Annotated in this window: 12 protein-coding genes and 1 pseudogene; 12 read left to right on the top strand and 1 reads right to left on the bottom strand. The window is 61.1% G+C overall.

Going from position 1 to position 14,366, the window contains the following annotated elements; genetic code table 11:
- Nucleotides 1-5: 5 nt before the first annotated feature.
- Nucleotides 6-290, bottom strand: coding sequence for a DUF3303 domain-containing protein (locus BN2476_RS04895; protein ID WP_087733037.1), 285 nt, complete (start codon nucleotides 288-290; stop codon nucleotides 6-8).
- 156 nt (nucleotides 291-446) lie between these two features.
- On the opposite strand from BN2476_RS04895, the gene BN2476_RS04900 reads away from it, so the two are divergent.
- The 12 genes and pseudogenes from BN2476_RS04900 to BN2476_RS04950 all read left to right on the top strand — a co-directional run bounded on the left by BN2476_RS04900 (nucleotide 447) and on the right by BN2476_RS04950 (nucleotide 13,890).
- A complete protein-coding gene (locus BN2476_RS04900; RefSeq protein WP_087733038.1) occupies nucleotides 447-1,049 on the top strand; it encodes a sigma-70 family RNA polymerase sigma factor in 603 nt (200 codons plus the stop codon).
- Nucleotides 1,046-1,768 (top strand): anti-sigma factor, encoded by a 723-nt coding sequence (locus BN2476_RS04905; protein ID WP_087733039.1) that lies wholly within the window; start codon nucleotides 1,046-1,048, stop codon nucleotides 1,766-1,768. Before BN2476_RS04900 ends, BN2476_RS04905 begins: the two co-directional genes overlap by 4 nt.
- An 80-nt stretch (nucleotides 1,769-1,848) precedes the next feature.
- Entirely contained in the window at nucleotides 1,849-2,433 is a 585-nt protein-coding gene (locus tag BN2476_RS04910) for a fasciclin domain-containing protein (protein WP_087733040.1), read from the top strand.
- Between the two features lie 498 nt (nucleotides 2,434-2,931).
- Complete coding sequence (locus BN2476_RS04915) at nucleotides 2,932-3,999, top strand: extracellular catalytic domain type 2 short-chain-length polyhydroxyalkanoate depolymerase (protein WP_438942859.1); 1,068 nt, start codon at nucleotides 2,932-2,934, stop codon at nucleotides 3,997-3,999.
- A 59-nt stretch (nucleotides 4,000-4,058) separates the two neighbouring features.
- Nucleotides 4,059-4,553 (top strand): annotated as a pseudogene (locus BN2476_RS49895) (glycoside hydrolase family 15 protein); the annotation flags it as partial.
- 75 nt (nucleotides 4,554-4,628) lie between these two features.
- Entirely contained in the window at nucleotides 4,629-4,880 is a 252-nt protein-coding gene (locus BN2476_RS49900) for a carbohydrate-binding module family 20 domain-containing protein (protein ID WP_438942860.1), read from the top strand.
- Entirely contained in the window at nucleotides 4,793-5,875 is a 1,083-nt protein-coding gene (locus BN2476_RS04925) for a hypothetical protein (RefSeq protein ID WP_235850697.1), read from the top strand. Before BN2476_RS49900 ends, BN2476_RS04925 begins: the two co-directional genes overlap by 88 nt.
- A 259-nt stretch (nucleotides 5,876-6,134) precedes the next feature.
- On the top strand, nucleotides 6,135-7,649 hold the full coding sequence (locus BN2476_RS04930; protein WP_087733043.1) for an esterase/lipase family protein: 1,515 nt from the start codon (nucleotides 6,135-6,137) through the stop codon (nucleotides 7,647-7,649).
- 803 nt (nucleotides 7,650-8,452) lie between these two features.
- Complete coding sequence (locus BN2476_RS04935) at nucleotides 8,453-9,655, top strand: CHAT domain-containing protein (RefSeq protein WP_218274500.1); 1,203 nt, start codon at nucleotides 8,453-8,455, stop codon at nucleotides 9,653-9,655.
- Nucleotides 9,656-9,695: 40 nt separating this feature from the next.
- The gene (locus tag BN2476_RS04940) at nucleotides 9,696-11,312 is read left to right on the top strand and encodes a hypothetical protein (protein WP_087733045.1); all 1,617 of its coding nucleotides are present in this window, start codon (nucleotides 9,696-9,698) and stop codon (nucleotides 11,310-11,312) included.
- A 43-nt stretch (nucleotides 11,313-11,355) separates the two neighbouring features.
- Nucleotides 11,356-11,721: a GYD domain-containing protein gene (locus BN2476_RS04945; protein WP_087733046.1), complete on the top strand. Its 366-nt coding sequence runs from the start codon at nucleotides 11,356-11,358 to the stop codon at nucleotides 11,719-11,721.
- Between the two features lie 18 nt (nucleotides 11,722-11,739).
- On the top strand, nucleotides 11,740-13,890 hold the full coding sequence (locus tag BN2476_RS04950) for a CHAT domain-containing protein (RefSeq protein WP_087733047.1): 2,151 nt from the start codon (nucleotides 11,740-11,742) through the stop codon (nucleotides 13,888-13,890).
- Nucleotides 13,891-14,366 lie beyond the last annotated feature (476 nt).

Genomic DNA, 14,366 nt, shown 5'->3' on the forward strand with positions numbered 1-14,366 from the left:
CGCGACTACTGCTTTGGCGCGCTTTGGAAGACCTCGCTCAGATGCTGATCCTCAAGGACAGGCGTGATCTGCAGCGCCATCAGGTCGCTCCACATGTAGGCGAACTGGGTGAGCTTCTTTGGGTCGTTTGTCTCGAGCAAATCGAAGCCACCGCTCAGATCGACTCTCGTCCATCTGCCGAGCAACGTGACGCCTTCGGGCGGCAGTCCCCCGGTCTTCTGGAATCGTTCGATGGCTTCGGCCCGGACGCGCGCGTCCGGGGCCCATGTGAATGTCAGCATGAATTTCATTGCGTGCCTCCTTGATGGTTGCCCATTGGCACCCAATATACGTGCCGTCGAATCCGGCGGATGCAGTGTCGCGAACGGAACTGCCTGCAATGCGCGGCTCGCTGATACACTGCCAGCCGAGAGCAGTTTTCGTGCAGCGTTCAATCGGTTGCAGGCATGATGGACACGTCACGCAATACTGGGGGCGACGACCTTGGTCCGCTGGGCCAATCGGACACCAGCGGTCGGGATCGCTTGAACCGGATTCTGCTGTGTGTGGGTCAAGGTGACCAGGCGGCCTTTGCCGAGCTCTATCGCCTCACGTCATCCAAGCTGTTTGGTGTCTGCGTGCGGATGTTGCGCGATCGCGGCGAGGCCGAAGACATGCTGCAGGAGGTCTACACCACCGTGTGGCGGCGCGCGGACACGTTCGATCCGTCACGCGCCAGCGCGATCACCTGGCTGGTGACCCTGGCGCGCAACCGCACGATCGACCGGCTGCGCCAGCACCGCGAAGCGCAGTTGGACGATATGGCGGATCCGGATATCGTCGACGACCATCCGTCGCCGGCGGCGATCGCCGAGCAGAGTCAGGAGCGGCAGCGTCTCGAGCGCTGCCTGGAAGCGCTCGGCGAGCAACAGCGCAAGGCGGTGCGTGAGGCCTTTTTCTCCGGCGTCACGTATAGTGAACTGGCGGGACGTGCGAGCGTGCCGCTGGGCACCATGAAAAGCTGGATTCGGCGCAGCCTGATGCAGCTCAAAGCCTGTCTCGAACGATGAGCACGTCCTTTGACCACGATGACGACGAGCTGCGTTGCGCCGAGTACGCGCTGGGCCTGCTCGACGTGGCTGAACGCGGCGAGGTTGAAGCTGCGATGCGGCGCGATCCGCGTCTTGCCGCGCGAGTGGCGCGCTGGCAGCAGCACTTGGCGCCGCTGGCCGAGGACATCGGTGAAATTGCGCCGCCAGCACGCGTATGGAACCGCGTGCGGTCCGACCTGGGTTTCGTCACGCCGGTGCACGCCGAGCCACGCGCGCGATGGTGGGACAGCCTGCCATTCTGGCGCTGGATTGGGATCGGCGCGAGCCTCGCGGCGGCATCGCTGTTGACGGTCACCGTCGTGTCGATTCGTCAGTCGTCTGTAACGACGGTTGCGGGCGAGTACCTCGTTGCCAATATCGCGCCAAGCGGTGGCATCGCGCGCTGGACCGCGACGGTCGACCTCAGGAGCGCCCGCGTCGTGGTCGTCCCGGCAAGCGTTACGGCCGTCGCGGCGGGCCGTTCGACCGAACTCTGGCTGATTCCGCCTGGTGCCAAGGCCATCTCGCTCGGCGTCATCGCCTCCGATCAACCCACCACAGTCGCATTGCCCCGCGACGTACTGGCGCGCATGACGACCCAGGCGGTGCTGGCGGTCTCGCTGGAACCGCGCGGCGGCTCGCCTACCGGGCAGCCCACCGGCCCGATCCTGGCCACTGGAGCGGTGCGCGGGACCTGAACGCATCCGCACGATCACTCCGCTCGTATCTGCTGCCGCTTCCGATCCCGGAGGCTGCCACATTCGACGGAGATGACAAAATGCGAGTTCACGACAGCAGGAAATTCATCGGCGCGGCGCTCACGCTCGCGCTGGCGCTCGGCCTCAGCGCGCCCGTAGTCGCGGCGGATTCGACGACCACGAACGAAACGGTGATGGTCGGCGGCGCTGCGATGTATCCGAGCAGGAACATCGTGCAGAACGCGGTCAACTCGAGCGACCACACCACGCTGGTCAGCGCGATCAAGGCGGCGGGTCTGGTGGACACGCTTTCGGGCGACGGGCCGTTCACGGTGTTCGCGCCGACCAATAAGGCGTTTGCGGCACTGCCGTCCGGCACGGTGGACATGTTGCTCAAGCCGGAACACAAGAACAGCCTGATCAAGTTGCTCACTTACCACGTGGTGCCGGGCCGGCTCACCGTGCGCGATCTCGATCGGGCGATCAAACAAGGCGGCGGCAAGGCAACGCTGACGACGGTCGAAGGCGACACCCTCACGCTCGGCCGCGATGGCAAGTGGCTCACGGTCAGCGACGACAAGGGCGACGTCGCGCATGTCACGATCAGCAATGTGATCCAGTCCAACGGCGTGATTCACGTGGTCGACGCCGTATTGATGCCATGAGGGCTCACCTCGTCTTGTGAGGCGCGTGCCGTCCGGCACCACCGGTCCGTAGGCCGGGCGGCACGCAGCGCCGATGCGTGGCACTCAAAGAACTCGCTGGCGCGATAAGGAAAAATAGAGAAGCGCCACTCCCGCAGCACATCGTTCTCGTGGCGAGCCTCACCGACATCCGGACGACGCTATACACGGATCTTCTGCGTATATCGCCTCGACGGCAAAAAGCAACTTGCACACGGCCTCGGCCTACGCACGGTCATACTGGACTGCGAGCAAGTGCACCTGGTTGCCTGCGAGTCGGGTACAAGGGGGGACCGCGTGAAATTGGGCTTCAAATGCGCACCCCGCTCTTCGTCCTATCGAAAGGAATTCCGCGTCGCGATCGCACAGCCGTACGCAAGGCGTGGAGTAAAGTTTTCGGCGATGCGTCTGCAGGCAATGCACCCGAATGGGAGACGAGCCGTGAGAGTCATTCTTTACGTCCGTGCCATCGCGTTGTCGATGCTGTCAGCACATACTTACGGCAGTCCAGCCACCTATCCGCCATTGCCGGCGCTTAACGTTGACATTTCGGAAACGTCCGTCTCCGGACTCTCCTCAGGCGGATTCATGGCTGTGCAACTGGCAGTTGCCTATTCGTCGATCATCAAGGGCGTGGGGGTTGTCGCGGCCGGTCCATACTACTGTTCCCAAAATGACCTTCTGATTGCCACGTCCCGATGCTCGTGCACCATCCAGCCGTCCAGCGCCTGCGAGGTCTCGCAAACCAGCACCGATGTGCCGAAGCTCGTCTCGTTGACGAGGGCTTCTTCGGCAAGTCACAGCATTGACGACATCGCGAACATCACGCGGCAACGCATCATCACAATCTCGGGCGCGAGTGACGCGACCGTACCGCCGCCGGTCGTTACGCAATTACAGCAGTTCTATGCCGCACTGGGTGTGCCGGCGCAAAGCATCTCGACGGTCGAACTCGCCGACGCCGGCCATACGATGCCCACCGCGAACTATGGAGTCGCGTGCGACAGGAGTGAATCACCCTTTATCGGCAAGTGCCATGTTGATGGCGCGAAGGACATACTTGGGTGGATCTACGGTCCCGACCCGCTCGTGCCACCTGGTACGACGACGCGACAGGGTCGCTTCATCCGTTTTGACCAGACCCGCTATCTGCCCACGAACCGCCCTTCGAGTTTCACCTGGACGACGGGCATGGATACTACCGGCTGGCTCTATGTACCGAACGCATGTGATGCCGGTGCATCTTGCCGGTTGCACGTCGCGCTGCATGGCTGCGAGCAGGGTCAGGACTATCTGCCGCTCAGCTCGCGGTCTGCGGGCCTGTTCTATGGCACGACGTTCGTCCGGCACGCAGGCTACACGCAGTGGGCGGACAACAACAGGATCGTCGTGCTGTTTCCGCAGGCTGTTTCCATTCCCGGACTCAACCCGAACGGCTGCTGGGACTGGTGGGGCTACACGGACAGTCACTTCGCCGACCAGCAAGGCGTTCAGATGCGCTCGATCCGTAACATGATCGGACAGCTGACCTCTGGCGTCAGGCGTTGACCGATCGACATTGCGGGAGTACGGCGATCCGAGGACATGACGCGATGAGACTCGTAACCATGCGTCGGGCAGCGACTGCGGCCGCAACCGCGTTGCTGGTCAGCCTCGCTCACGCGACGGCTGCGGGAGAAGCGTTCGGCAGTCCGGGCGTGGCGGCGATACACGGACCAGCACAGAAGTCCTTTCTCGGCACTGCACTCAGTCCCTCCTCGCAGATCTATTTCACCGGGTGTCGTGGAATCGTGTCGGAGGTGTATTACCCGGTGCTGGATACGACGGAGACGGTCGACCTTCAGTTTCTCATCGGCGATGCCGCCGGCACCTTCGTCGACGAAGAGAAGCTCGCGTCGTACAGCGCGGCACAAACCGATCCGCGCACGATGAGCTGGCAGGTCACAACGGGCAATGCTGCCCACGACTGGCAGGTCCGCAAAACAATCTACACGGATCTCACACGCAATTCGCTGATCGAACGTGTCACCTTAGAAGTACTGAACGGAAAAACACTGGGGGACTTCCGGTTGTATCTGCTCTTCAAGCCGCGCTACAGCAACTGCGCGGTCGAACCGGCACCCGGCCTCGCTTCGATTGCGATCAGGGTCAATGCGAAAACGCAACCTGGACAGTACCTGTACGTCACCGGAAACGCTGATGCACCAGGCAACTGGAACACCGATCCCGGCTTGCCCGTGGACCCTGAGGCATACCCGATATGGAGCAATACCGTTAATCTGCCGGCGGCCAGCACCATCCAATACAAGTGCTACCGCAAGAACGCCGACGGCAGCGTGGCATGGGAGAACCTGCCGGGCGGAGGCAATCGCACGCTGAATACGCCATCGTCCGGCAGCGCCGCATTGAGCGACGCGGTGAACTGGTAGGCGCGCAGCGCTGGAGAAATAGCGACTGTCTGCTTGCTACCGCAGTCGCATTGAACTGCATCGCCCGCCGCCTTTCGACGCGTGACGATGCGGAAATACCGGGCGGAAATCCGCCCGACATGGCTGTTCGCTTCATCCGTCCGGATGTACAGGAGGCAATTATGTTGGCAACGAAAGTTGGGCTTGTCGACACGACGGGCACGGTCGATACGCAAATGATGGCCGCGGTTGCCGCGGCGCTGAATGTTCAGGTGACGCGGGACCTGCCAAAATATTGGCCAGTGAGCGCCTCGGTCTCATACCTCACCGACCATAAAACAATCCCGCAGGGCGTGTGGCCCGTGCAGCTCGTCAAAACCCTGCCCCCCGACGAAGGCGGCTTCCATATGACGCGTCATAACCAGCCGTACGCGAAGGTGATCGTTACGCCCGGCAGTGACGAGTGGGCAGTCGATGCGAGTCACGAAACCATTGAAATGCTCATCGACCCGAATGGCAACCGGCTACAGACCTCGAATGCGATAGAGATCGTCGACGGCAAAATCCAGGATGGGACGGGCCGCTTCGAATATCTGGTCGAAGCCTGCGACCCATGTGAAGCTGATCCGTACACTTACACGATCGATGGTATAGCCGTGTCTGATTTCATTACGCCGCACTTTTACGACCCCGATGTCACGCCCGATGCGCGCTACAGTTTCACGGGAGCGGTGAAGAAACCCCGGCAGCTCCTGCCCGGCGGATACATCAGCTGGGTGGACCCGACCACCAACGAGCTGCAGCAGATCCTCTGGGTCGATCCGAATCAACCTCCCGTCCTCCGTAACCTGGGATCCGTCACGGGCGGGAGCCTGCGTCTTTTCATCGAATCGAAGACATATCACAAGAGCCGCGAGAACCGCGAGCAAATGAAGCCGGAGGCCAGAGCCAAAAGAGCTGCTTATCGGCAAGCACTGGTTGCAGCCGCTGAAGTGCGCGCCCGACACTATAGCTAGTCCCGTACGAGATTTTTTTAGTGCCGCGTGTATGTATGAGGCAGAGAAGCAAAATTGCAACACAGGTCCCGGTTGTTCTCTGCCCTCCTTCGGACACGAGTGCGTACTTCGATGCATTGTCGAGCGACCTGTCGGTCAGGGAAGCGTTGCGCAAAAGCCGTTGCCGCTATCGCGACGACTCCATCCGCGCGTGTGGCGTACATCTACGATGGCCACCCGGGTTTGCGAATGAAGCGGCACGTGAATTGAGGAGGCGAACATGGCAACACAGCGCACGTTAAGCGGAGGGGCCGCCTCGATCGAAATTGGGCGAGGCGGCTACGCGCTTCAGGCACCTTTGGTGCACGGGACTATCACTGAGATGACAGCAGAAGAGAACGCTACGCGATCGGGCAGCGGCGTACTTGAGCCTGCGCTGCTGAACGCCTTGACTGGCGCGGAGATACACGTAACCAAGACTTTCGAAATGGAGGTGACGCAAATCGACAGATTCCCACAACCCGGAGTGACTCGCGCGGGCGGCGGCTTCGTGACTGAGCAAGGCGAGCCAGCGATACTGCTTCGTATGCCGTCGCTTGGGGATGACGTCGCGCATGCAGTGCTATTTACCGACGAAGCCGGGGTATCGCGGTGGATCTTCCCTCGCCCGACAGTCTCCGATCTCACCGCAAAGCGCCGCGGCGCCGACCTCGAATTCCTGCTGCCGCGCGACTGTGCCATGCTGCCTTCAACTGTGCGAGACGCGCCTGGAACACGGGGGCCGCTGACCAAATTTGGCCGGCGCCTCGTGCGGGTGCTTGCATGGGCGACGGAGGATATCGTCGGGCATGGTGCGCTAGCCTTTGCATCGGACTGGGAACGCAAGCGGCGGCCTTACGCGCTGCGTCGGTTCCCATTCGACGACCCAACCCCAGTCTCGTTCGATGCGTTGCTGCGGGGAAGAACATTGCTTTTGCTACATGGTACGTTTAGTACGTCACGGGCAGGATTTGAACTACTGCCACGTGAAACATGCGACAGACTGAGCACCTTTTACGGCGGCCGCATGTTTGCGTTTGATCATCCGACGTTGCACGAGTCGCCCGATCAAAACGTTGAACGACTTCTGGAAATGCTGCCGCCGGGTACTGACCTTGAGATCGATATCCTGACTCACAGCCGTGGCGGACTCTTGGGGCGCGAACTCACCGAGCGGCAAAGCGATTTCCCGAACAGTGGAAGAAAGCTACGGGTGCGGCGGGCAGTATTCGTCGCAGCACCACACAGGGGGACGATAATCACAGATAGCCAGCACGGTATCGAGATGCTCGACCATTACACAAACCTGTTTACCGACTTGCCAGATGATGCATTCACAATTGGAACGGAAGCGCTTTTCATGATCGCGAAGCTCGCGTATCACGGCGCCGCGGTAGCACTGCCCGGCCTAAAAAGTATGTATCCCTCTGGAGACTACTTAAAACGCTTGAACGCTGAGGCAAATCATTCGACCGAGTATTACGCGATCGCTTCGGATTTTAAGCCGACTAGCTCAAGTTTTCTTTTGCAATTGGGGTGGAAGGCGGCGAGTGCAGCCGTCAACGGCGTATTCGGGGAGGCGAACGACGGTGTTGTGCCGACTGCCGGGTGTTATGAGACGGGTATGGTTTCGAGTGGTTTTCCGATCGCAGCAGCGAATCGAATCGTCTTTGATCAAAGCGAAGCCGTTCATCATTGCAACTACTTCGGCCATCCTGGAACAAGTCAGCAAGTTGTTGAATGGCTCACCGGCTAGAAGGCGATGTGTCACTTCACCCATCCACTCTGGGCGCACCCCTTCTGGCACTCCTGCGCGAGAAACGGCCGCAAAGGAGCGTCATCAAGAACGGTAACAGTCGCGCGAGAAAGTATCGGATGGACACCACATCGAAATGCCGCACACCAAGTGAAACTCACAGCATCGAACCAGATTGGAAACGTGGGGGCCGTTTTCAATGGTTCTTTCGTCTGAGGTTTATTTCGGTGCCGCAAATTGCTCTCGTTGACGCAGACATCGATATCTTTTGCTGAACCCTCCACTTTCTGCTTCATCAATGCACAATCGACCGACATCTGTCGGCGACTTCAGTCTCTTCGTTTTTCAAATCACCGCCCCGCTCTTCGTTCTATCGATAAGCCATTTACACTAAACGCGGGGAAGCCGCTTCAAGTGTCGGCGCTCGAGTTGGGAAGTGATGACGTTCTGGAATTGCATGGACATGGGCCGAGTAATGACAACACGTCGGTTCGGATAACGAAGTGGCGAAAGAATACTTCTAATTGACGCTTAACCTCAGCATTCCCGCCTAGGCTATATTTCGTTGCCGCTCGCAGTATCCATGCCGGTTCTCCTCGCCGCTTCAGGCTCGCGCGGAGGCGATGCGCTCAATAGGAGAAGCGGGTATTTCCGGGCGCTACACACAGAGTGCTGATCACTGGCTAGGGGCGAAGCGAAGGACGCGCGATCGCGGCCGACGACATCCTTAGGACGTTGGGGCGAGGTTCGACATGGCAGATGTATATCTGGACTTCGATCTTCATATCTGGACCGAGGGCGACGTGTATCGCGCAAGGGTTAGAGACTCTCCCGCCGGCACGACGCCGAGCGTGCCATTGCGCTTGCCTTTTCTCTCCGAGGAAACTGCGGAGGATCTGATTCAGCGCCTGGAAGACGCGATCATCGATGGCAGAGGCAATCGCGCCGGGCCGCTGTCGAGTCAGGAAAAGATTCTTCGCGACTTTGGCAGCCGGGTATTTTGCGCCGTCTTCCGCGACAACGAGCAGATCGCCAGTCGCTTTCGATCGAGCATGGACATCGCGCGCTCGAAGGAGCGGGTCGCTGGCCTGCGGCTCAAGCTCGGCGTCGAGCCGCCCGAACTCGCGCTCCTGCCGTGGGAGTACCTCTTCGACGAGTCGGTCTTCGATCCCGGCACACCACAAAGCTATCTGTGCCTGCGTGATTTGTCGCCGCTCGTACGTTTCCTCGAAGTCAACGGCCCAGTGAAGAGCTCGCGTATCGTTGGTCCATTGCGCATTCTTGGGATGATCTCTAATCCGAACATTCCCGGGCGCAAGCACCTGGACATCGGCGCGGAGAGGCTTGAACTCGAAGAAGCTGTCAGGAAGTTGGAGCCCAAGGTTCATTTCGAGTGGCTCACCAGCGGCACGCGCGAACACCTGTGCAACGCGATGCAGGACGGCCGCTGGCATGTGTTCCATTTCATCGGACATGGTGGCACCGATACAGAAATGGAAGACGGCAATGTGCGCAGTCGCGGCTACATCTTCATGGAAGACCGCCACTGCAATCCGGAAAAAGTCGACGCGGAAGACCTTGCTTATGCACTCGAAGGCAACGGCGACTTGCGCCTCGCCGTGCTGAACTGCTGCGACAGCGGACGCGGTTCCTCGTTCGCGAGCCCTGGGGCGCATCTGGTCCGTTGGGGCGTGCCACTCGTGGTGGCAATGCAGTTCGCCATCTCCAATGGGTCTGCATCCGTGTTCGCGAAACGCTTCTACCGGGCGCTCATCAGCGGCCACTCCGTGGAACGGGCGATCACCAGCGCGCGGCGCGATGTGCGGTTCGAATCGCGCGTGGAATGGGGCATTCCGGTGCTGTTGACACGCACGGAAACGAGCACCAGTTTCGAAATCGATTCGACCGGTGAAGATTCCTCGGCACCCCTCGTGAAGAAAACCGCGCGCAACGCGCAGGCGCGCGCCGAACTACGGCAGCTCCTGGGGGTGGACGATCCGGCATAGCGAATGCTTGGCCGCGAAGTATTCGGACGGAGAAATCGTAATGGACCTGCAATGGGAACTCAAGATCACGCTAGCCGCGGTGCCTGTTTTGCTGATCGCGTCACGCGTGTTCGGCGAACCGAGTTGGTCGCGCTCGTACACGACGGCCGCGCGCTACCGCGGCGCATGGCTGGCGTACATCGTATTGCATGTCATCATGCTCGTTGCGGTATGCGCCGCGCTGCGGCGCGGTTGGGGCGAGCAGGGTACGGTGTGGATCGGGCTCGGAATCATCATGCCGCTGAGCGCGTGCTCTGGGATTATGCGGCATCCGCGCGCGTGGCTGCACCGGCAGGCGGACATCCCATCGAAAGCCCACGACCTGGCCAAGGAGTTGGCGGAAGGCCGTTTCACCATCGACATGGCCACACGTGAGAACGCGAAGCGGCTCCTTGTCAAGCGCGGTGTGGATGTCGACGACGAGTGGGCCGGACTCGACGTTCCCGCGCAACGGCTTCTGGACGCCACCGCGCTGTTCCTTGCGCTGTGCCGATGGCAAAGCGACCGCCATTACAGGTTCTTTATGCGCGAGGCGGACAACGAGTTCTATGCGTTGCGATGCCATTTCGATCAGTTGTCCTTGCGCATCCCCCGCACATTTGATTCGATCCGGTGCATCGGCGAGATGTTGCACCTGTTCCGTGGTGATCGTGACGCCGATGCAAACGCTCCCATCGTCGAATTCCAAGGCATTTCCCGTCGCGTGGTGAACGACCTGATCATGGACGCGTGCAAGGACATTACCGCCTTCTATGACGAAGCGTGCCTGTTTGCCGCTCGCGGTGCGCTAGTGCGCCACGTGAGCGGGCGGAGGCGTGCGGCGCTTCTGCACGCCATGGGCTTCGAATATGAAGATGACTTGCGGCCCACGCCACTCGGCGTGCTAGCCAAGGCCGGGCTGTTGCTATACGCGGGCATCTGGTCGGTCACGCTGATCCTGCCGAATCAGATCCCGCAGCATGATCACCACATCCAGGACATAAGCAACGCGGCGCGCGTAGCCATGATCACCATCATCGTGCTGACGGCACTCGGCATCACTATCTTCACCAAACAGCGCTGGGGCTTTGCCAACGCGGGTCTCGACGGGCGCACACCTCTGCGCTTTCTCATTGGCGCAGGCGTGTGTGCGTCGCTGTTTGCCACCGTGGTCAATCTGGCGACCGGCGCGCTACTTCTGGGCGGTTGGCACGGCGCACTCGTGCGGCTTTCGTTCGGGTGGCCTTTCCTGCATTTTTCGGGCGTCACGGCCATCGCCGTCGGCTGGTTGGTGCAAGACCATCGCTGGCGACGCACACCGCGCGCCGGCATGCGGCGGCTCTTTGACGCCTTACTGCTGTCGTTGGTGTGGATCGTCGCGAGCAGCCTGAGCGTGCTGATGATGAACGTGGCGGCGTTCGATCACGGCTCGGTCGCCGACCGCCTCCTCATGGCGCTGAACAATGCGCCGCCGATATTGGGTCCTGGTGTGCGTTACGGCATGCCGTTCGTCAGTCTTGTGTTTGGCGCCGTGATCGGCGCGACGGTTGCGGAGTCCGTACGACGCGTCTATCCACGCGAGCGCGCGCCCCACGTGCGCACCGGTTTCGGCACAGCCAGCAGCGGTGTCGGCGCCTAGGCACACTGCGCACGCCCGCCTTCGTTCGGTAAGGAGCACCACCATGCCCTTCTATCTGCATCAATGGCGCTACAAGGACGCGCAAATCCGTTCGATGCTGCTTGAACCCGAGGATCGCGCCGAAGTAATTCGCGCCGCCACCGAGGCGTTCGGCGGCACGCTGCACCACTTCTTCTATAGCTTCGGCGAATATGACGGCGTGGCGATCTCCGAGTATCCCGACAATGAGACCGCGCTCGCGAGCCTGATGTCCATCTTCGCGCAAGGCCGCATCAGCGAAGTGCATACGACACTGCTCTTCCATGCCGATGAAGGCTTGAGATCGCTGCAATTGGCGCGCGAAGTCATCGGCCCGACGGATTCCCGGGCACGAACGGGCAGGCGCAGCGCGTCCAAGGCAAAAATTTAGTGATTCGGAGCCACGCTCATGCTTAAGCCAGCCTTGACGCTCGATGCCAGCATGTCTCCAGCGGCCGTGCTCGAGCGGCTAGCGATGAACGGCTTCTGGAAACATCCCGGTGATAACGGCGCGGCACAATACCTCAAGCGCGCCAGCAAGCGTACGGGCAAGCCGGTCGAGGAAATCGCCAAGTTCCGGGGGAGGCCGCTCGATGCAATGCTCGCAGCAATTCGCGCGCAACACGGCTCACATGTATGCTGGTACGTGAAGCCTTTGGACGAAGTCATCAATATCTGTCTGGCTCATCCGCACAGCGTGAACCTGTGGCGTTTGTTAGCACGGTCGAGAACACCCGCAGCGGATGTCGTCACGTTCAGAGCCGGAACCCTTGGGCCATATTCGGTCGTGCTCGACGGTCATGAAGCCATTGCGGCAGAAATCAACATCCCAAGAGTCGACATGTCCCTGCCGGTGGAATCCCCACGCAGCGAAGCAGATCGGCAACTGCGAGACGCCGCGGTACTCTCCGGCGCTGCCATGGCCGATCCGCCGCGCCCGCGCACGCCGGCCAACGTCAAGGCGTGGCCGCGCATCGACGCGCCGGACATAGTGCACGCTGGCACACCTTTCACGGTGACAGTGGGATTTTCCGACCGTAATCAGTCTGGCGTGGCGGGCGCGCAAGTCGTCATCCCGTCGCCCGAGGATGGCGCGCCGATCGACATGACTGTGCAACTCTCAGCGGCAATGGGCGTGCGCGCGTGCGCCGGATGGACACGTCCATTGCGGTTCCGCCCGGACAAGATCGCGAACGCTCAAGTCACTTTCGAACTCGTGGGGGACGTTGCGCCTACGGCCGAACCGCTGCTCACCATGCTCGAAGTCCGCTACGTCGTCGGGGGCACCGTGACCGGCATCGCATCCCGGGCGCTCACGATCGTCGATGGGCACGGGTCGCGCATTGTGAAGCCGTCCACCAATGCTGGCATGCAAAACGAAGCGCCGCCTGTCTCGTTCACGAGCGATGCCGACGCCCCCGATCTAACCATCGAGATCGCCAAGCCCGACCGCAACGCGGCAAACGGACAATACGTGTGCACGCTCGTTTCACCGCACCGGCTTCGCACGGAGCGCGGGCCGTTCCATATCGATCTCGGTCAGGACGCCAAGACGCTTGCGAAGGAACTCGTCGAGGAAGTGCGCATGACAAGCGGCGATGCGCTCCTCGACCTGACGCTCGAATCGCATGGGCGTCTCATTGCCGAACGCCTGCCTGCACAGGTGTTCCAGGCAATCGCGGAAGTCGCGCAGCACTGCGCGCCAAAAACGCCCGCGGTGTTGATCGTCAGCGCCGAACCTTACGTGCCGTGGGAACTGGCGTGGATGGACTCGCCCATCGATGCGTCACAACCCGGCTGGCTCGGCTGCCAGACATTGCTCGGGCGCTGGCTGCGCATCGGCGACAGCTACGTAACGCCCACGGGCATACTCAGACCGTCGGCTCAGCCGGTGGCCAGCATTGGCGTGCGCAATCTGGCGGTAATGGCCGCGTGGTACAAGCTTGAGAGCGGCCTGCGTCGCCTGAAGAAAGCCGAGGACGAGGCGCGCGCGCTCGCGAAGAGCCATGCCGCATGCGAAATGGAAGCGACCTCGGAGGCCGTGCGGGACCTTTTGCAGCGAACGCTCGGCCGACTGTTTCCTTCCGTCGACGGGGTGGAAGCCGTGCATTTCGCCGGCCACGGCGACTTCGACCCCGCGCGGCCAGATGCATCGGCATTGTTCCTGTCGAACGGCACGCCATTGCGCTCAACGGTGTTTCGCGCGGCCAGGTACGGCGGCGTGCTGCAACCGCTGATGTTCCTGAACGCCTGCATGCTCGGCATCGGCGGCGAACTGCTCGGTGACATGGGGGGCTTTCCGGGCAACGCTTTGCGTGGCGGCTTCGGCGGTGTCCTGAGCGCCCTCTGGGAAGTGGATGATCAGGTGGCGCACGACATCGCCCTAGAGTTCTGGAAGCGGGCGTTGCCGCCGCCACCGGCACGCGGCGAGCCAGTTGGCGCCATCCTGCGGTCGCTACGCGGGAAATATCGGAACGAGGCAAAAGCGTCGCCGGAATCGACTTACCTCGCCTACGTATACTATGGACATCCGCGTCTGACGCTGACGCGCGTCGCCTAGTTCCGATGACCTTGTCCGTGTGAACGTCTTGTTCAACAAGGATCAGCCATTTAGCCCACCACCACTATCGGAGCTGGTACAGCGCGAGTGGATCAACGTCGTCGCCTCCGAAGCATATGTTGGAACAATGCCGAATAGCTGATTCGGAGCCCGGAAATTCGACTGATGAACGACCGCTTTACAGATAACCATCGGGCAGCTTTGGGGCTTGGGTCGGGAGTGTGAGTTCGCTGATGCAGGAAACTGCCTCCGGCTGCTCGATGCAGGCACCGTCAGCAATCCGACACATTGCTGAAGTAGAGCACGGCCCGCTCCAATGTCGGGTAGGGCCGAAATGCGCTCATAGGCTTCCCGGAGGCAACCAGCGCCAACTGCTGTCGCAAGGTCCCGCCAGATTTAACTACCACCATCATCGATCGTCTCACACCCATACCTCGCCCGAAATCAACTGCCACGAACTCTGTTCGCGTTCATGG

Source organism: Paraburkholderia piptadeniae (assembly GCF_900007165.1).
Taxonomy (GTDB): domain Bacteria; phylum Pseudomonadota; class Gammaproteobacteria; order Burkholderiales; family Burkholderiaceae; genus Paraburkholderia; species Paraburkholderia piptadeniae.